Origin of the sequence: Streptomyces inhibens (assembly GCF_022221585.1) — a bacterium.
In the GTDB taxonomy this organism is placed as follows: Bacteria; Actinomycetota; Actinomycetes; order Streptomycetales; family Streptomycetaceae; genus Streptomyces; species Streptomyces inhibens.
The window spans coordinates 9344889-9363699 of record NZ_CP084681.1; the positions used below are offsets into that span (position 1 = coordinate 9344889).

Sequence of the window (18811 nt, forward strand, 5' to 3'; positions counted from 1 at the left end):
TCGGTTACTGCTAAAGTCGAAGTTAGTGGCTTCTATTTTAGCAGTAATGACGGGAGCGGTGCCTTCTGCGCCCGCACCCGGGAACGGAGCACACCGTGACCACAACCATCAGCGAATCCCTCGAAGGCAGACGCGCTCTGGTCACCGGCGGCACCAAGGGCACCGGAGCCGCCATCGCCCGACGTCTCGCCCAGGCCGGCGCGACCGTGCTGGTCACGGCCCGCAGCCGCCCCGACGACGTCGAGGAGAAGGCGTTCATCACCGCCGACCTGTCCAGCGCCCAGGGCGCCTCTCACGTGGCCGCCGAGGTGGACGCCCGCGTGGGAGGCGTCGACATCCTGGTCAACACCCTCGGCGGGTCCCAGGCGCCGGCCGGAGGGTTCGCCGCGCTCGGCGAGGACGACTGGGCCAGGGAGCTGAACACGAACCTGCTGGCCGCCGTCCGCCTGGACCGCGCACTCCTGCCGCACATGATCGCCACAGGTAAGGGCGTGATCGTGCATGTCACCTCTATCCAGCGCCGCATGCCGCTGTGGAACGGAACCCTGGCCTACGCAGCCGCCAAGGCCGCCCTGACCACCTACAGCAAGGGCCTGGCCAACGAGGTCGCCCCGCACGGTGTCCGCGTCAACACCGTCTCGCCCGGTTTCGTGCAGACCTCGGCCGCCGACAACCTCGTCGCCCGGATCGCACACGACGCAGACATCACGCAGGAAGCGGCGCTGGGCCGGCTCATGGACTCCCTGGGCGGCATCCCGCTGGGCCGTCCCAACCGGCCCGAGGAAGTCGCCGAGCTCGTCGCCTTCCTCGTCTCCGACCGCGCCTCGGCCATCGTCGGCGCCGAACACGTCATCGACGGCGGCACCACCCCCACCGTCTGAACCCGCCACCACCCCAAGGAGCGTCATGCACGACAACCAGCCCCGAACCAGCACCCCGGACACCCTGCCCGAGGTGATCACCCGCTACCTGACAGCGCACCGCGCCCACGACACCGCCAGCGCAATCACGGCGTTCACCCGCGAAGCCACAGTGATCGACGACGGCAACACCTACGAGGGCACCGAGGCGATCAGGGAGTGGCTCGACCGATCGGCCACCGAATTCACCTACACCATCCACCTCACCGGCGCCCAGCAGACCGACGCAACCCACTACATCGCCACCCACCACCTCGAGGGCAACTTCCCCGGCGGGACCATCGATCTGCGTTACCGGTTCACCCTCCGCGACGGCCTCATCGAACGCCTCGTCATCGAACCCTGAGTCCCTGCCGGCGCCACCCGTTGCCGCCTCAGGCGAGAAGCCCCGCTCGCCCCGCAATCTCGGTGACACACCTTCCTGCCAGGTCAGCCCGCCACTGGCGGTGCTGGCGATAGCAGCCGCCGAGCCGGTACGCACCCGGCTGACGCTGGCCTTGGCTTACGATGCGGCCCTGTGCCGGGAGGAGTTGTGCTCGCTGCGGACCGATGACCTGGACCCGGGGCGGCGGCTGGTGCGGGTACGCGCGGAGACCACCAAGAGCTGGCAGGAACGAGTCGTGCCCTACTCGGCGGCGACCGGGGTCCTGCTGTCGGAGTACGTGGTGCACCGGGCCACGGTCAGCCGGGCGCGCGGTGGGCTGTTCCTGTTCGAGTCACGGCGCAACTTCGCCCAGCCGCTGAGCCTGTGGACGTGGTCGAAGGTGGTGCGCCGGATCGCCGTGGAGGCCGGGGTGGAGCGCTTCTCCACGCACACCACGCGGCACCTGTGCCTGACCGACTTGGCGCGGATGGGCTGGGAAGTGCACGCGATCGCCACGTTCGCCGGACACCGGCGCACCGACTCCACCATGCGCTACATCCACCTCTCGGGCCGGGACCTGGCCGAGAAGTTCACGCGCGGGATGGAGCACATCCATTTCGCCTCCGAGGCGACGGCCACCGGCAAGCCCTGGCAGTACTACGACCTGGGCCACGGCTGGTGCACCTATTCCTTTTTCGAGCAGTGTCAGCACCGGATGGCCTGCGCCCGCTGCGACTTCTACACTCCCAAGGGCTCCAGCAAGGCCCAACTCCTCGAAGCCAAGCAGAACTTGCAGCACATGCTCGCCTCCATCCCCCTGACCGAAGACGAACGTGCCGCGGTCGACGACGGTCAAACCGCCATCGACTCGCTCCTGAACCGGCTCACCGACATCCCCACACCCGCAGGCCCCACACCACGGGAGCTCGGCCTCCCCGCCACCCTCACCATGCTGCCCATCGTGGAAGTCTGGCAAGGCCCACAGGGTTGAACACCGACAACCCTGATCCAACATCGTGGCCACTGGGCGCGGCCCCTCCGGAGGGAGGGGCAATTTGAGACCACGTGGACACGGTCTTAGCCAGTTGGCCCTTCTGTCTGATGCGTGCCGGGCCGGTGGTCAGGCCGGGTCAAGTACCAAGTACCTCGTCGGCGCTGTGCGGCTCTGTGCGCGGCTGCTGGTTGAGCTTGTGGCGCGCGATGGAGGAGCGCCGGTAGACCTCCTTGCGGGCCCGCATGATGTTGCCCAGGGGTGCGTGCTCGGCGGTGACCCGCCAGGGTGTGAAGGACAGTGAGTCCATCTTCTCCAGGTTTTCCGGGCCGGAGATGTCCTGCTGTGGCAGCCGCAGCTTGGCCACGGTGACGGACGGCGAGAGGTGCTCGGGCCACTCCACGGTGGTGTCCTCCACCGGCATGCGTTCCAGGTCGGTGCAGAGCTGGACCTGGATGTCGAAGGCGTAGGGGCGCTCCTGCAGCTCGGCTTGCAGGGCCGGCCGGAAGACTTCCGGCGCGGAGGTCGGGTCGATGGCGCGCTGGACCACCGCGGCGGCGGAGCGCGGGTCGGGAGTGATGCGCACCTTGGCGATGTAGTCCCCGTGCCTGACCGCGCCCATCGTCCAGTAGCTCGACAGCAGTACGTTGACCGGGGGGATCTTGGACAGGCGAAGAAAGGCCAGGAACTCATCCCACGCCCAGTCGTCCTGGTCCAGCGTTCCCTTTCCGGTCACGAACTCGGTGAAGAAACGATGCACGCCGGGTCGGCCCTGGGAGAAGTAGGACGGCGCGTTCAGGAACAGTTCCTGGACGAACAAGTAGTGCTCGACCGTATTGCAGAAGAAGATCGGTGCGTTGATGTTGGCGTAGTCGAATGTGCCTGTGTCCGGTTCGTCTTCCAGCAGGCTCGGGCCGTTGATGCCGAAGATCTTCAGTGCCAGTCCGGTGGCGCTGCCCAGTCGCGCGTCGGCTCCGGCGTGGGGCGAGCCATTGGAGAAGCGGATGAGCGCATCGTGGGTTCCCGGTGTCGCATAGATGCCCTGGGCGTACTCGAGGGGAAGCCCGTCCAGGATCTCGACCTGTCCTCGGACCAACCCGTAGCCCTTGGCATGGGCGTCGCGGAGGGCCCGGCCGGTGCCACCGGCCTTGACCGACTCGGTGATGTAGCGCTCGGTCTTTTCGATCACCGTCTGAAGGTTCTGGTCGAAGTGCGGGTCGTCGTCTTCGACGTCAGGCGTGTAGGGGACGAACTGTGCTGCCATGGCTTCGACCTCTTTTCGAGGACCGTGGTGGGGCCTCGGGGGTGGGAATTGCTGTCAGCCCTCCAGTTCGGCGAGCCAGCGCAGGGCGCGCAGACCCGGCAGGAAGCAGTACTCGCCGCCGCGGGTGGCCACAAAGCTGGGCAGGTTCTGGAGGCGGCGCCGGACCGGTTTCTCCGGGATGGTGGCGCTGCCGGTTCCGTCGTGGTGTCCGGCTACCGGGTCCTTCTCGCCGGGGTGGCCGATGAAGTTGCCGTCGTTGACCCATTCGGCCTTGATGAATTCGAACTGTCGTTCCAGATGGGCTCCGATGAAGACGCCGACGAGGCCCCGGTCGGCGCCGTCGTCCTCCAGCACGCCCTCCGGCAGAGGTGGGCCGTAGGTGGTGCCGCGGCGGATGAGTCGGTGCATCCGTGCGTCTCCGATGATGGTGGCGTCGCGGGGGTTGGTGCGCCGGATGTGCGCACCGGCGGGGCACCGGAAGCCGCGATCGTCGTTCTCCCGGTACAGGAAGTTGTTGACGCGGTGCGGATCGGCCGCCAGCTCCGGGTCATCGTGTTCCGGGGTCAGGGCCAGTGGCGCTCCGCTGGGCCAGCGCCCGACCATCTTCGCTGCCAGGAGTGCCTCCTCCTGGGCGCTGGAGGTGTTCGCGCGCAGGTAGCGGCGCCAGGCCGCCACGTTGGTGTGGACCTTGCGCACGGCCACGTAGGTTCCGTTGCGCCCCAGTACATCGGGGCTGGGCATGGGCGGCAGGCTGCCGGTTTCGTCGGGGTAGCCGAGGATGAACTCGCCGGCCTTGATGGGGGCTTCCTGCGGGTTGGAGCCGGGCAGTCCGACGCCCTCGATGTTCGGGTGACTGATGCCGTCGCGGAAGCCGAAGGTGGTGCGCCCGGTGGGGAGCTGGCGGACCTCCTGCTGCCAGATCACCTGGACACCGGGGGTGTCCTGGTAGGCGACGCGGGCCCGCTCCAGCTCCGTGGCCAGCTGCGCAGTATCGGAGGAGAGGGCGCTCAGCGCGATATGGACATCGCCTGTTCCGAACGGTGTCTCCCAGTGGGCCGGGGCGCTTTCGCCCACGTCGCCGATCAGCTCCGCGCGAGCGGCCATGCCCTCACGGAACGCCTGCGGAAAGCTGTCCAGTGACTCCTGGGGCACCCCCAGGGCCCTCAGTCCCTGGTAGGTGAACGCCACGGCCACCCAAGCGTCCCGGCTCCGGTCCGTGCTGGGCAGACCACCCGAGGTCACCGGGAGCAGCCGCCGCAGCAGGGCGCGCCCGGCGTGGCGGTCATCGACGCGCAGGAAGATGAACCTTCCCTCGTACGGCACCGGCCGTGGACGCAGTGCCCCGCTTTGGACGTCGTCGATCTCGACGCGTACGCCGGATGCGCTGCTGCTGTCCGCTGTGTTCATGTTCGCTTTTGCCTTTGCATGGGTCTCTGACAGGGCAGCCCCCGCAGCGACTGGTGCGCGCCCGCCGGCGTGGTCCACCGATGGTGGTCGGCTCTGAGCGTCAGCTGTGCCCGGCTTCTAGGCCGAGGCTTCCTCCAGCAGCTTCTGGAAGGCCGGCGTGGCCACCAACTGCGCGTTGGCCGGGTTGTCCAGCGCCGCCCGGAACTCGGGGGTGTCCAGCACCTTCTCGAACGCCTCGTCCACGCGCTGGTCCTTGTAGATCTGCTGAACGGTCAGATCGGGATAGGCGCTGACGAAGACACCCGCGGGCTCCTGGTGAGCGACGAACCAGTCCTTCACTCCCGGATCTTTGACGCCGGGGAACCCTTCGCTGTGCGAGAAGACCTTGTCGAAGCGGTCCCCGACCACCGTCTGGGCGAAGTCGTCGATGTAGGTGTCCCAGGAGCCGTCGAAGACGCTGGCGAACATGAACCGGGTGTCGTTGTCGAAGATCACGTGCCGTGCGTCATGCAGGGTGCCGATCTGGCGCAGCGCAGCATGGACCCTCTCGTCGTTCGTCGCGTCGGCGAGCGCGGCGAGATCCTCGCGCAGCGCATCGGCCTCGCCCGGCTTGATCTTGGTAAAGACGGTGAACTCGCTGCAGACCCCATCCGACCTGCCTGGCCGCTCGGGGTGGGTTGACGCGGCTGCACCTGACATCGCAGTCATCGGGGGACTCTCCTGCCACGGATCGGTGAGAGGGTCGCCAAGCGTCCGAACATGAGGCGCCCTCGCCCTCACAAATCAATCCTCACTGCGGGTGTGCTGCCTCGCATCTTTACCCCTGAGCGATGCGCTCACCTCGGGCGGATTCCCGGGAAAATCCGGCACTGCGGGGCCCATCCTGATCACTTCACGATTCCGCCATCAGGGCGATTACGTTCCGTACCGCATCCATCACGGTGTCGAGAAGGGAAAGCAGACTCCGGTACCGGCTTGCCGTCCGGCTCCGAGACGGCAGCAACGCGGGCGCCGCAGGGCAATGCCGGGGTCCTCGCGTCCTGAGCGGCTCCGAGGACAGATCCGGCCAGGCGCAGGAAGATGGAACTGGGACGTGCCGAGTACGTCGCCGTCACCCTCTTCTCGGGCAGCCACTTCCGCACAGCCGAGAAGTCGAGAAGACAGCGGCACAGCCGATCGCACCACAACCCTTTGCGCCGCCCCGGCGGCCGTGGCACTGCTTCCGCCAAGCCCTGCTCGACTGGATCGCCACCCTGACCCCCACACGGAGGCAATCATGGGCAAAGTTCTCGGTGACGTGCTGGGTCTTGCGGCCGGCGTCGCGATCAGCCCGCTCCCGATCATCGCCGTCATCCTCATTCTCGCCACGCCTCGGGGACGTCTGAACGGGCTGCTGTTCGCCGTCGGCTGGATCCTGGGACTTTCGGCGCTGGGTGCGGTGATGCTGGCGATCGCTTCACCCGCAGACGCCTCCGCACACAATCACCCGGCCACCTGGGTGGGAGCCCTCAAGCTCGCTCTGGGCGTGCTCCTGGTCTTCTTCGGCGCCCGGCAGTGGCACCGGCGCCCGAAGGACCCCTCGCAAGCCCAGCTGCCGAAGTGGATGGGCGCGATCGACCGCCTCACGCCGCTCAAGGTCTTCGGACTCGGACTGGCCCTGGCCGCGCTCAACGCCAAGAACGCCCCGCTGACCATCGCCGCGGGCGCCGCGATCGGCTCCGCCGGAATACCGGTCGGGCAGCAGATCGCATCGCTGGCGATCTTCGTCCTCATCGCCACCCTCGGCCTGCTGGCGCCACTGGGAGTCTTCCTCCTCGGGGGCGAGCGAGCCAAGACCACGCTCGGCAACTGGAAAGACTGGGCCGCGCGACACAACATCGCCGTCATGGCGGTCCTGTTCTTGGTCCTCGGGTTGAAACTGCTCGGAGACGGCATAGGCATCCTCAGCTCCTGACAGGTTCACTCACCCCTGCGCCCCATGGTGGTCCTGGCCCCCAGCCGGGCCGACGATGTGCTGCGCTACCGGTTCAGTGCCGCACACGAACTCGGGCATCTGGTGCTGCACTCATCCTCCACCGGCGACAGCCAGCAGGAGCGCGAGGCAGACACGTTCGCCGCGGAGTTCCTCACCCCGCAACGGTCACTGCGACCGCTGCTCCCGCAACGCGTAGACCTCTCACGACTCGCGGTGATCTCCCCAACGTGGGGGGTGTCGGTGAGCTCTCTGATCTACCGCTACCGCGAGTTCGGACTTGTCTCCGACGCGACCATCAGTCGCGCCTACCAGCGGCTGCGGGCGCTGAGCACACAGCCCGGCTTCGCGCCGGAGTCCGTACGTGGGTTTCCGGGCGAGCAGCCGGTGATGCTGCAGCAAGCATGCGAACTTGCAGCGTCCGACACAGGGCTCACGATCCGAGAACTGTCCCAGGAACTGGCCTGGAAACCCGCCCGGGTGCGGGAGCTGCTGGGCATGCCGGACACCCGGCCGGTCCTGCGGCTGCTCTAGAGATCTTTAACGGCTGTGGTTACAGCGGTTCGAGTGCGGCGCCCCGCAGTCCCATGCCCGGGGTACGGCGAATGTCCCGGTCAGCAGGCGTGCCCCAAGTGAGGCCCTCAGCGGGGACCGGGTGACGGTTCGGCGGTGCCGCAACGATCGTGGCTCGCGCAGGGCCTCAACGCCCGGGGGGCAGGGCGGAGGTCAGTGTTGTGAGGTCAGCAAGTCGAATGCGCCTCGGATGATGGTCTGGCCTTTGAGTGCTATGCCGGCCTTGTCGGGGGCCGTATCGGCGTCCGAGACCATCAGGCTGGTGACCAGAGTGCGGTCGTCGCTCGTGCGTGCCAGGTAGTTCAGCGTGATGACTCCGGGTTCATTGCCACCTTTGTACCAGACGGTCGGGAATCGGGATGGGGCCAGATTCAGTCCGTCATTGTTAAGGGTGAGTGCGTGGTCGATCTCGGGCTGGTCGAACCGCCACAGCGCCGCGTAGGCGTTGCAGATGTCGATCGGTGAGGCGAACCATTCGATCTGGTCGATCTTCCTGGGATGGGGCCAGGTCTCGCGAACATCGGGTAGGGGGAGTCGTTCAAGCTCCCTCAGCGCGGCGGAGCGGTGGTGCTCGGGCAGTGCCAGATACTCGTCCGCGCGGGCTGGGTACTGGTTGGTCTTGAGTTGGAAGAACGCCTTGGTGGTCAGGCACGGGATGTTCGCTCGGGACTGTTGGTGGCCGAACAGATCCAGTTGGCGCACGACCGCGTCCCGGCCAAGCCGGTGGATGAGGTGGTCGGTTGCGGTGTTGTCGCTGAGGGAGATCATGCAGTCGGCGAACTCGGCCATCGTGACCGTGGTACCGGCCGGGCGGTCCTGCAGTCGGCCCGAGGGCAGGCTCTTGTAGTCGTCGCGGATGGCCAGCGGTTCGTCCCAGAAGGCTCGTTGTTCGCTGACCGCCTGCGCGAGCGCGCCCAGCACGTACAGCTTGAACGCCGAGCCGATCGGCCGCTGGGCGTCGGCCTGCACGCCGTGTACCAGCTCACAACGCCCATCCGCGCCGATCCGCGATGCGGCGAACGAGACGCGGGCTCCTAACTCGGCCAGCATGTCGTCGACTTGGGTCCACGACGAGAGCGGTGCCTCGTCGGGAGTGAGGCTCACATCGTTCACCAGTCCCGAGGGGGCCACACGCACCCGTAGAAGGTAGTCGCCGTCACGGCCGCTTACCGCCGCCTGTACGTGATCCGGACCTGACTCAACGATCTTGTTCAGGGTGAGCGGGCCCAGTTGGTGCAGCACTGCGTTGAAAGCGTTCGGACCGCCGCTGGCAGCCAGGAGCGGCGCAGCTATGTGGCCGTGGATCTCGGTGTCCGTCATCGGCACCCGTGCCGAGGCGTCCACAAGCCAGTCCGCCTGAGCCTGGGCGGTCGACGATGGCGCGTCCGTACCAGGTGTTTCGATCATTGTCCCCTCCGCGGAGTAAGGGCCGAGGGAGGCGTTCCCGCTCTCGGCGATTGATTCAACTCTGCTGCTGCGAACCACACTTGTTCACACGAAAACGCTACCTTTCCAGCCAGAGATCTCTGACGGCTGAGGCTACGGCGGTTGGAGGTCGAGCCCGGTCTTGGCGACAAGGCCCTCGACGAGGCGGGGGCGGTACTGCATCCGTTTCAGTCGCGTCTTCACCAGCGCGGTGAGCTGGTCGAGGCTGTGTTTGGTGTGGTTGGCCAGTGATCTCTTCAGGTGCGACCACACGCCCTCGACGGGGTTGAGCTCGGGAGCGTACGGCGGCAGCTGGTAGACGGTCAGCCATAATCGGGCGGCGATCAGCTCGCGCATGGTGCGGCTGACGTGCGTGTTCAAGTTGTCCCAGACCAAGACGATGGGGCCGCCGAGCTGCTGGTGCGCGGCGTCCAACAGGCGTCCATAGTCGGTCTCGGTGAAGCCCTTGCGGCGGCCCTTGGCAGGACCTCGGTTGAGGTGGATGCGGTAGATCAGCCGGGGCCGGTGACCGGCCTTGGTGCAGATCAGTGCCGCCATGGAGACTCGTTTGGTGCCTGCGGCGGTGACCCTCACTACCGGGGTGCGGCCACGGCGGCCCCAGGTGCGGCCCTTCGGCGGCCTCAGGCCCTGGCCGGCTTCGTCCTCGAAGCAGAGCCAGGCGCCCAAGTCCGCCGCCCTCTTTTTATGACGGGCCACTGCTCGTCCTTCCAGGCGACGATCTTCGTCTCGTCCCGCTCGGTGGCCTTGCGGGAGGGGACCTGCACGCTCCAGCCGATGCGGTGCAGCAGGTCCAACCCGGCCAGGGTGTACTCGATGCCGAACCGGCGGCGCACGACTTCGGCGATCCTCGCCAGCGTCCAGCACTGGTCGGGCCAGCCGAACGCGGCCGGGCCGGCATCTAACACCGTCTCCAGTTGGCGGAGTTGTTGCGGGTCGAGCTTGCAGCGGGCGCCAGCGGGGCCCTTGGAGACCAGGGCGTGTCGGCCGCCTGAAGCCAACGCCCGTCGCCAGCGGTTCGCCGACATCCGGGTCACCCTGAACCGTCGGGCCACCTCCCGGTCACTGACCCCGGCCTCGATCAGGTCAGCGGCCGCGAGCCGGACTCGCTCACGCCGAGCCCGTTCCTCGCCCGTCAACCCACCGCCATCGGAATACCTCATCCCTCCGGCATAACGCGACCCACGCCAACCGTCACGACCCGACGTAACCCGCACCATTAAAGATCTCTAGCCGCCTTCTCGGCCCTCGGACTGCCAGCATCGCAAAGCAGAGTGGCCCAGCCGCCCGTACCGCAGGAGCACCGCCTGTACGAGGGCCGTGCTGGTGAAGACCGCGGCCTATGCCCGCCACCAGGCTGGCCACGATGATGGCCGCAGCGAAGTAGCGGGCGCCATCCTCGGCCGGGTGCAGCGTGTCGTAGGAGAAGGCCGGGAAGGTGCCAGTGTCCCCCCCACAGTCCTGTGCCAGGAGCAGCGGAAGGTGAGGCGGTGGCGGCCCCGGGCGGACGGCACCTGTCCGCCCGGGTGCTGAGCTAGAGCTTGCCGTCGTTGGCGCCCGTACGGGGGGCGATGATGATGGCGATCGAACGAGCATGGCTGGCCATGGCCCGCAGGTGCTCGCGGATCGTGGTGGCCGGGCCCTTGGCGGCCGGCCCGCACGGCGCGGTGGCCTTCAAGGCGAGGGCGGTGAGCCAGAAAACGCCGAGCACTGCGGGCACGATCTGGGTCATCAGGGTGAGCGTGTGGCGATCTTGGACAGCAAGGGTGTTTCCCACTCCGGGTGTTCGGACGTGACCGGCCGGGCGCCTCGGCACGGCAACAACTCTGGCGATTGAGGGAGCAAGATCGCAAACGTTGTTTTAGTAGGTCGGATGGGTCAGCGAGGGGATTTGGTGAGTGCCCTTACAGGTAAGGTCACTCACCAAATCCCCTGCCGATTACAGGGTTTCGGAATTCCTGTGATGCGTATCACATCAGAAATTGAGCTGTCGTCAGAATTGCTGCAGGTCAGCGCGTTGGTAGATTCGAAGATTTTCCGGACCACCCTATTTCGGAAGGGGCTCGGCTCAGTCGGCATCGAAGTGGAGACTGTCGGTCACCCCTGTATGAGGGCCGCCGTCTACCAGTCCTCCAGTCCCAGAACCGCAGGCAGGCGCATCCCGTAGTGCTCCCAGTTGGCGAGCGCATCGAGGTCGACCAGGTGGATGCCCTCGTTACCGGCGACACCCCTGGCCGCCGGACCAAAGCCGCCCGTGGTCGCCATGGTGCGCAGCTGTGGACGAGGGTGCCGCCATCTGCGGTACGGCAGGGTGCTCTCCCATCCGTTGGTGGTGGCGTAGTGGAACGCCTGTATGGCGTTGGGCTTCACCGGACTCTTGTACGCCTTGCATTGCACGGCCACCAGGAGGGCGCCCGGGGTGAAGGCCGCCACGTCCACTCCGCCGTCGCCGGATGAGCCGGCTCGTTGCACGAGTCCGCAGCCCTCCCGCTGGAGCAGGTAGGCGACGCCCATCTCCAGGCCCCGCCAGTCGTCTCCCCACAGCGCTGTGAACAGCTCGAAGCGGAGCCGACGGATATCGGCTTCCAACTCGTAGGGCGGCGCGTGTCGCTGGCAGTGCTGGGTGCCGGGGAGCGCGATGTCCCCGCACGCCGTCAGAAAGCCCCCGCCGGTAGCCATGTGGCTTCGTTCGCTTCAAGTGGCAGCGTTTGTCCATCGGTTCGGGCGTCAGTTGGCGGTCGACGGTGGCCTGAATCTTCAGCTTGCGGGCCAGCAGTTCACCGATCTCCGTCTTGAGCGTCTCAGCCTCGGACTTGGTGCCGTTCCAGCCGTTCTGCGGCAGTCCGGATCTCCGGCATGGGCGCGCCCGCCTTCCCTTCATGGCCCGCCGACGGCGCGGCCTCCGCGATCGTCCAAGGGCCGGCGCCCGGCGCGTACAAGGAGCCACGACCGGCTATATGGCCTGAAACCCCACATTTGGCTCCGACCGGGTCTATACGACCGCTTCGGCCTCGGCCCCAGCGGCGCCCACTACGCGAATGATCAAGGACCTTTCGCCGAACTCCCGCGCGGCACGGCAACACTGTCCCAACGACCCAGTTCAATTGCGCCGATATCAGCTGTACCCATGCTCCCGAAGGCCGGATCTGCTTGACGTCGCGATGGAAGGCGGCATCGGCGCGATCGAGATGTTGCGTGCTGTCGGGACGGGTATGCCGAGCAACTCGTAGACCACAATGGAGCGAGCCCTCTCGGACTATCTAAGTGGCCGGCTCCGGAAGTCCTTCGGGGGTTGACCCCTGGGCCTGGTGGGTGTGTTCACCGGTCGGCTTCGAAGGGCAGTGCGATGAAGCTCGACCGCCGCAGACAGCCCAGTTCCGAGCCGCTGAGCAGTGGTGGTTTGCCGAGGCATCGCCTTCGCCCGATCTTGTTGTCGATCTCCACGTACAGTGCAGTCAAAAGGGTGTTCTGATCTGTGTTCGTAAAACGGATCCTGGATTCCCGTTGCACGCGCCAAGGGTCGAACCGCAGGGCTGTGCGTCGCGCGCACGTGCTCGTCGGAGGCGCCCAGGTGTTTCAGAGAGGTTGATGCCCGCGTGGAGGCATTCGTCGAGAGCGTTGACATGTCGCGCGGCGCGCGTCTGGCCGCTCACAGTGCCGTCTCCACAGCGCTGGCCCTGTGTAGTGATCGTGAACTGCGCGACCTCGTGGATGCGGCTGAGCCAATGGGATCCGGTATCGGCGGGACATCGGCGCTGCTGGACATCGGCGGGACCCCGGTCTTCGTCAAGCGGGTACCGCTGACCGATCTGGAAAGGCAGCCGGAGAACGTCCGGACGACGGGGAACCTCTTCGGGCTACCTGCCTTCTGCCATTACGGCGTCGGGGTCATCGGTGGGCCGGGCTTTGGGGCCTGGCGGGAGCTGGCCGTGCACACCATGACGACGAACTGGGTGCTCGCACAGGACTATGAGGGCTTCCCCTTGATGTACCACTGGCGGGTGCTGCCGCACCCCGGGCAGTCGCTTCCCGAGGAACTGGCCGACGTGGAGAAGGCTGTCGCTTACTGGGGAGGCGGACCGGAGGTGCGCCGCCGGATCGAGGCTCTGCGAGAGTCCTCGGCGAGCATCGCGCTGTTTCTGGAGTACATTCCGCAGAACCTGCACGACTGGCTGGGCGCTCAGGTCACAGTCGGCGACGAGGCGGCCGAGAGGGCCTGCGCCATGGTCGTGAGGCAACTGCAGGCTGGGACCTCGTTCATGAACGCCCACGGTCTCCTGCACTTCGATGCCCACTTCCAGAACATCCTGACCGACGGTGAGCGTCTGTTCTTTGCGGACTACGGCCTCGCGATCTCCTCCCGGTTCGACCTGTCCAAGGAAGAGGCCGACTTCTTCGCCGACCACCAGACCTATGACCGTTGCTACACCGTCACACATCTGGTGATCTGGCTCATCACCGCTCTGTATGGACACAAACGGGAAGAGCGCAACGCGTTCGTGCGCGCATGCGCCCAAGGGGAGCACCCGACGGGAATTCCGCCGCAGGTCGCGGCGATCCTCGCCCGCCATGCCCCACTCGCCGTGGTGATGACGGACTTCTACCGCAAGTTCCAACTGGAGAGCAGGCAGACCCCGCATCCGATGGAGGAGCTCGGCCGGATCGGCGGGTTGGGCAGCTCATCCATCGTCTGATGGACCTGGGCCGCCATCAGACGTCAGCGTCGGACCGGATGCGGCAGGCTATGGCCGCCCTGATCCCCTTCTGCTTCTGATCGGCCTGCCTGCCTGCCTTGCCTGTTGCCACCGCGCGTCCTCGCTGATCATCGGTATGCCTCGTTGCAGCAGGATGGCACGCACCTGATCCTCGGCGCGCGGTCCCGAGTGGATGACCCCGTCCATGGGCATGTTGAGCCACATCCACGGTGACATCGAACTCGGCATCGCAAGCAGCAGATAGCCGCGCTCGTGGGCGGCCGCCATCGCGCCGAGGACCAACTGTCCGTAGTACGGGATCACGGTGTACGAGACAGGGAGGTCTCCGTACGTGGTCATGGTCAGCCCGAGCACTCCGGTGCCGCCGCGGGCGAGTGCCCGGGCGGTGCTGGCCGGGGCGTAGCCCAATTCCCGGGCGGCGGCCAGCACACGTTGTCTGGTCGCCTCGGACAGCCGGCCGGTGCCGTTGAGCGCGTTGGACACCGTGGCGGCGGAGACACCGGCCTCGGCGGCCACGGCGCCGAGCGTTGGGCGCTGCCAGGCGCGAGAGCTCGTCATCTGTTTCCCCGACCTGTTCCGCTCTGTCTTCGGACTCGTTCCGACGAGATTTGTGGTGAAGAACTTAATCACTCAGCCTACCGGGCAACGGCGGCCGGAGGGCGGCCGCCTCGGTGAGGAGCGAGTACATGTCAGAAACTCTCGGCACCAACGAGCACAGTCCACTCAAGCGGCGCACGTTCCTGGCTGCGACCGGGTCGGCTGCCCTCGTCGCGGGTTCCGGTACGGTCGCCCGAGCCACCACAGGGGGGCATCCCGCGCGCGTGGCCACGGTGGTGGTGAACGGCCGGGTGTTCACCGGCACGCGCCGCGAGCCCCTGGCCGAGGCGGTGGCCATCGGCACCGACGGCACCGTGGTCGCCGTCGGATCCACGGCGGAGATACGGCGCCAGATCGGTCCGCGTACCGTCGTCCTCGACGCCCACGGTGGCACGGTCATGCCGGGCATCCAGGACGGGCACATGCATCCGCTCGGCGCGGCCACCGAGTCGTTGAAACCTTCGCTGGGGAACGCGACCTTGACCGTGGCCGAACTCCGGGCGCGATTGAAAGAGATGCTCGACGCCACCGCGGCAAAGGAACCGGACGGCTGGCTTCAGGTGACGAACTGGAACCCGGCCGGCCTGCTGCCGGCCGGCACCGTGGCCGACCGCAAGCTGCTGGATTCGCTGGACACCAGGCGGCCGATCGTCCTTCAGGGCTCGGACCTCCACAACACCCTCGTCAACAGCCGGGCGCTCACCCTGGCCGGAATCAACCGCACCACCCCCGCCCCGGCCGGCGGGAGCATCGTCCGGGATGCCGCCCGGGAGCCGACCGGGCTGCTGAAGGACAATGCCCAGGTTCTCGTCACCAAAGTGCTCCCACAGCCGACCTCCGCGCAGCTCGACGCCGTCTACACGAAGATGGCCTCCACCCTCCTGGCCTGCGGCATCACCTCGTTCATGGACGCCGCGTGCGGGGAGGACACCCTCAAGACGTACACCGCCCTCATGGCCAAGGGGCTGCTGCCCCAACGGATCACGCCCGCACTGCTGGTCGACCAGGACACGGCCAAGAAGCCCGCAGAGGCCGCCGAGTACCTTCGCGACCTGCGCAGTCGGTACGCGGGACCGGACCGGCTGCGGCTCACCACGGCCAAGGTGTTCCTGGACGGCGTCCCTGAGTTCCCGGCGCAGGGCGCCGCCCTGCTGGCGCCTTACCTGGACGCCGAGGGCCGGCCCACCACGCACCGCGGCGATCTGTACGTCAGCGACCGCGACTACCGTGCCCTCGTCCTCGCCCTCGACAAGGCCGGATGGCAGATGCATGCCCACGCCATCGGCGACCGTGCCGTGCGGGTGGCCCTGAACGCCTACGAGGCCGCCGCCCACACCAGCCGCCACCACCGCAGGCACACCATCACCCACCTGGAGTTCGTGCACCCGGACGACTACAAGCGTTTCGCGCGAGCCGGTGTGGTGGCCAACATGCAGATGCAGTGGGCGAAGCAGAACGTGTTCACCAGCAAGGCGCTGCGGCCCTACATCGGGGAGGAGCGGTTCGCCCGCCTGTACCCGGCGCGCAGCCTGCTCCGCGCCGGCGCCCGGCTGGCCGGCGGTTCGGACTGGCCGGTCGACCCGTTGCGGCCCTTCGACCAGCTGGCCACCGCCATCGACCGCAGCAATCCCGACGAAGACCTGCCCCCGCTGAACGCGGGCGAGGCACTGACCCGGGCCCAGACCCTGTCGATGCACACTGCAGGCACGGCCTACCAGTTGCACGACGCCCAGTCGGGAACCCTCCGAGCCGGGCAGCGCGCCGATCTGATCGTGCTGGACCGGGACATCACCAAGGTGCCGATGAAGGAAGTCCGCGGCAGCAGCGTCTGTTTCACCATGATCGCCGGCCAGGTCGTCCACGACGCGACGTCGGCGGCGGGACGTGAGCGCATCGCGGCAGCACAGCAGATGGGTGCTCTGGGCGGCGACAAGACGCCGGGCGCTTCCTGCTGCCACGGGCACTGACCGGCTTTGTCCTCCGGTGCGCCCGGCCCCGCACGTCGACATGGAGGTCCGGGCGCACCCACGACCGCCGACTCGACCCGGCGCTGTGCGTTTGCAGCCGACTCTGGTTGGCCCAGCACAAGGACGACGACGTCCTCGCGTCCCTGCTGGAGGTTTTCCGGCTCGACGTCGCGGATGCCGCCTCCCCGCAGGACTCACGTTCCGTCTCCTCGCGGGACTCCGGTCGGTGAGGGTCCTCGCACAGCGTCAGGTGCCCCGCATTACGCGCCTGCCATCGGTGCGGCGTGACGAGCCACGCTGAACAACTCCCGGCACGGACGGCCTTCGGCGTCCAAACCAGTCCGGCCTTCCCGCGTCCCATCTCGCACGAAACGAGCAGGAAACCACAGTATGCAGCCCGCACAGCACAACGATCGTGAACGCCGCCCGCAGGCCGACACCGCTGCCGGACCGGCCACCGCATCCCGGCGGTACAGCCCTGTGCCCAACAGCCGCCGGGCCCGGCGGGCCCTGATCGGTGCAGGGACGGCCTTGGCCGTGGTCGTCGGCGCAACATACGCCGCAACCTGGATCATGGACATTCCCTCGCCCCATGAGCTGATCCGGCTGGAGAACACGCCGCCCTCCAAGCGGGGCGAAGTCTTCCCCGCGCGCACCATCGCCGCAGGCAAGCCCACCGAGCTGCCTAAGTCCTCGCAGCCGACGCCGAAGCAGGTGCCGTGGAAGGGCAAGCAGATCCCCTTCGAGGAGTTCCTCGCCAAGACCCACACGCAGTCCTTCGCGATCCTGCGGGAGGGCAAGCTGACCTACGAGTGGTACCACGACGGTGTCAACGCCAACACGCGCCTGTCGTCCTGGTCCATGGCCAAGTCGATCGTCTCACTGCTGGTCGGCCAGGCCATCGAACGCGGCGAACTCCGCGAGAGCGACCGCCTGGTCGATCTGCTGCCCGAGCTGCGCTCCGGGGGCGCCTACGACACTGTCACCGTCCAGCACCTGCTGGACATGTCCTCCGGCGTCGATGTCGCCGAGGACCACGACACCATCTTCACCGGCAGCACCCGCATGTACCTCACCCACGACCTGCCAGGTTTCCTCAAGGACCACCGCAAGGTGACCTACCCCCCCGGCAGCAAGGCGACCTATCGCAGTGTCGACACCGGGCTGCTGGGCCTCATCCTGACGCGCATCGAGAACAAGCCGCTGGCCGACGTGCTCAGCGAACGCGTCTGGAAGCCCATGGGCGCAACCCACACCGCGACCTGGAACCTCGACCGCGACGGCGGCATGGAAAAGGCATTCGCCGGCATCAACGCGACCACCCTCGACTACGCCAAGATCGGCCAACTCGTCCTCGACAAGGGACAGGCCAACGGCCAACAGATCGTCCCCGAGAAATGGGTCACCCGCCTCGCCACGCCCGCAGCCAACCGGATCGACGGCTGGGGCTACTCCGCCCAGTGGTGGCACCCCTCCGGCGGCAACGGCAAGGACTACTCGGCCATCGGCGTGCACGGCCAGTACACCTACATCGACCCCGTCACCAAGACCGTCATCGTCAAACTGAGCGACCACGGCGTCGAAGAGGACGAACAGGAAACCATTGACGCCATGCGCTCCATCGCCCAGCACACCACCTGACCCATGCCCCCGCGGCCGCGACGCCGGAGCCCCCCGGGAACCTGCCCCCGGATGCCCACAATGCCCCGCACTGCGCTGCTGCGCCGGTGCGGCGCCTCGCACGCGTATGTACAGGGGCGGTGATGCACGCTTCCTTTACGCCTCCACGGCCGTCGGCCAACGAAGGGGCTGGCCGACTACGGCTCAACTGACCAACAATCACGGGCGCGTGTGGGACGCGAAGATACTAGGGTCCGTCTTCAAACGGATCATGCCCAGAGCAGGAGTGATGCGAGTGTGACCGCTGCTTCGTAGGAGGTGGCGGTCTTCTCGTATCGGGTGGCTATGCCGCGGAAGCTCTTGAGCTGGTTGAAGCAGCGTTCGACGAGGTTGCGTCGGCGGTAGACCTCCCGGTTGAAGCCTGGTGGCCGGCCGCCGCGGCGCCCGCGATGGTGCCGGTGCCGCTGTTGGTCGGTTTTCTCGGGGATCGTGTGCGCGATGCCGCGTCGCCGCAGGTAGCCGCGGAAGCCGCGCGAGCTGTAAGCCTTGTCCGCGATCACGTGGTCAGGTCGGCGGCGTGGCCGGCCCGGGCCGGTGCGAGGGACACGGATTCTTTCCAGCAGAGCTTGTGCGCAGGTGCTGTCGTGACGCTGGCCCGGTGTGATCAGAAGGGCGTCAGGGCGGCCTCTGCCGTCGCAGACGAGGTGGACTTTCGTTGTCAGTCCTCCTCGGGAACGGCCGAGGGCGTGATCGTCCGGTTCGTCCGGCCGGTGCCGCCCCCTTTTCGGCCGGTGGCGGCGGCGTGCGGGTGGGCGCGGACGATGGTGGAGTCGACCTGCACCAGCCAGTCGTTGTCACCGGAGGCGTCCGCCTGGGCCCTCGTAGAAGCTGTGGACAACCGCCCGCGCGTGCCGCCGGGTTCGGGCGCTGGTTTCGTGGGCTGAGCGACGTCGGCAGTGGTTGTGGCGGCCGGTCCCC

17 protein-coding genes and 2 pseudogenes are annotated in these 18811 nt (G+C 67.4%); 9 read left to right on the forward strand and 10 right to left on the reverse strand.

Annotation, left to right across the window (positions count from 1 at the left end; genetic code table 11):
- Positions 1–95: 95 nt before the first annotated feature.
- From KI385_RS42030 to KI385_RS42040, 3 genes are all read left to right on the forward strand, one after another.
- On the forward strand, positions 96–881 hold the full coding sequence (locus tag KI385_RS42030; RefSeq protein WP_238577256.1) for an SDR family oxidoreductase: 786 nt from the start codon (positions 96–98) through the stop codon (positions 879–881).
- Positions 882–906: 25 nt separating this feature from the next.
- A complete protein-coding gene (locus tag KI385_RS42035) occupies positions 907–1266 on the forward strand; it encodes a nuclear transport factor 2 family protein (RefSeq protein WP_238577257.1) in 360 nt (119 codons plus the stop codon).
- Between the two features lie 100 nt (positions 1267–1366).
- Positions 1367–2275 carry a tyrosine-type recombinase/integrase gene (locus KI385_RS42040; protein ID WP_238577258.1) on the forward strand — a complete coding sequence of 303 codons (909 nt, stop codon included), beginning with the start codon at positions 1367–1369 and terminating at the stop codon, positions 2273–2275.
- Positions 2276–2414: 139 nt separating this feature from the next.
- Here the strand turns inward: KI385_RS42040 and KI385_RS42045 are convergent, their stop codons facing one another.
- From KI385_RS42045 to KI385_RS42055, 3 genes are all read right to left on the reverse strand, one after another.
- Positions 2415–3539 carry a catalase family protein gene (locus KI385_RS42045; protein ID WP_238577259.1) on the reverse strand — a complete coding sequence of 375 codons (1125 nt, stop codon included), beginning with the start codon at positions 3537–3539 and terminating at the stop codon, positions 2415–2417.
- Between the two features lie 54 nt (positions 3540–3593).
- Entirely contained in the window at positions 3594–4946 is a 1353-nt protein-coding gene (locus KI385_RS42050; protein ID WP_238577260.1) for a Dyp-type peroxidase, read from the reverse strand.
- 117 nt (positions 4947–5063) lie between these two features.
- Entirely contained in the window at positions 5064–5654 is a 591-nt protein-coding gene (locus KI385_RS42055; protein WP_238577261.1) for a hypothetical protein, read from the reverse strand.
- A 568-nt stretch (positions 5655–6222) separates the two neighbouring features.
- On the opposite strand from KI385_RS42055, the gene KI385_RS42060 reads away from it, so the two are divergent.
- A complete protein-coding gene (locus KI385_RS42060; RefSeq protein ID WP_238577262.1) occupies positions 6223–6900 on the forward strand; it encodes a GAP family protein in 678 nt (225 codons plus the stop codon).
- 24 nt (positions 6901–6924) lie between these two features.
- A complete protein-coding gene (locus KI385_RS42065; RefSeq protein WP_238577263.1) occupies positions 6925–7452 on the forward strand; it encodes an ImmA/IrrE family metallo-endopeptidase in 528 nt (175 codons plus the stop codon).
- A 192-nt stretch (positions 7453–7644) separates the two neighbouring features.
- Here the strand turns inward: KI385_RS42065 and KI385_RS42070 are convergent, their stop codons facing one another.
- The 5 genes and pseudogenes from KI385_RS42070 to KI385_RS42095 form a co-directional block, all read right to left on the reverse strand.
- Entirely contained in the window at positions 7645–8898 is a 1254-nt protein-coding gene (locus KI385_RS42070; protein ID WP_238577264.1) for a serine hydrolase, read from the reverse strand.
- 132 nt (positions 8899–9030) lie between these two features.
- Positions 9031–10097, reverse strand: a protein-coding gene (locus KI385_RS44820) for an IS630 family transposase (protein ID WP_425357043.1) whose coding sequence is annotated in 2 segments (ribosomal slippage) — positions 9031–9614 and positions 9614–10097 — 1068 coding nt in all. Because the reading frame shifts where the segments join, the coding sequence is not laid out codon by codon here.
- A 371-nt stretch (positions 10098–10468) separates the two neighbouring features.
- Positions 10469–10666, reverse strand: coding sequence for a hypothetical protein (locus KI385_RS42085; protein WP_238577265.1), 198 nt, complete (start codon positions 10664–10666; stop codon positions 10469–10471).
- Positions 10667–11055: 389 nt separating this feature from the next.
- Positions 11056–11613 carry a restriction endonuclease gene (locus KI385_RS42090; protein ID WP_238577266.1) on the reverse strand — a complete coding sequence of 186 codons (558 nt, stop codon included), beginning with the start codon at positions 11611–11613 and terminating at the stop codon, positions 11056–11058.
- Between the two features lie 684 nt (positions 11614–12297).
- Positions 12298–12426 (reverse strand): annotated as a pseudogene (locus tag KI385_RS42095) (IS982 family transposase); the annotation flags it as partial.
- 131 nt (positions 12427–12557) lie between these two features.
- Here KI385_RS42095 and KI385_RS42100 point away from each other — a divergent pair.
- Positions 12558–13628: a protein kinase family protein gene (locus tag KI385_RS42100; protein ID WP_238578065.1), complete on the forward strand. Its 1071-nt coding sequence runs from the start codon at positions 12558–12560 to the stop codon at positions 13626–13628.
- Positions 13629–13676: 48 nt separating this feature from the next.
- Here the strand turns inward: KI385_RS42100 and KI385_RS42105 are convergent, their stop codons facing one another.
- A complete protein-coding gene (locus KI385_RS42105) occupies positions 13677–14207 on the reverse strand; it encodes a LacI family DNA-binding transcriptional regulator (protein WP_238577268.1) in 531 nt (176 codons plus the stop codon).
- Positions 14208–14335: 128 nt separating this feature from the next.
- Here KI385_RS42105 and KI385_RS42110 point away from each other — a divergent pair, with 128 nt between their 5' ends.
- The 3 genes from KI385_RS42110 (at position 14336) to KI385_RS42115 (ending at position 17854) form a co-directional block, all read left to right on the forward strand.
- Positions 14336–16213 carry an amidohydrolase gene (locus tag KI385_RS42110; protein WP_238577269.1) on the forward strand — a complete coding sequence of 626 codons (1878 nt, stop codon included), beginning with the start codon at positions 14336–14338 and terminating at the stop codon, positions 16211–16213.
- Positions 16214–16320: 107 nt separating this feature from the next.
- Positions 16321–16443: a hypothetical protein gene (locus tag KI385_RS44105; protein ID WP_281066962.1), complete on the forward strand. Its 123-nt coding sequence runs from the start codon at positions 16321–16323 to the stop codon at positions 16441–16443.
- Between the two features lie 160 nt (positions 16444–16603).
- On the forward strand, positions 16604–17854 hold the full coding sequence (locus KI385_RS42115; protein ID WP_238577270.1) for a serine hydrolase domain-containing protein: 1251 nt from the start codon (positions 16604–16606) through the stop codon (positions 17852–17854).
- A gap of 248 nt (positions 17855–18102) precedes the next feature.
- Here KI385_RS42115 and KI385_RS42120 read toward each other — a convergent pair.
- A pseudogene (locus tag KI385_RS42120) lies at positions 18103–18719 on the reverse strand (IS5 family transposase); the annotation flags it as partial.
- Between the last annotated feature and the right edge of the window lie 92 nt (positions 18720–18811).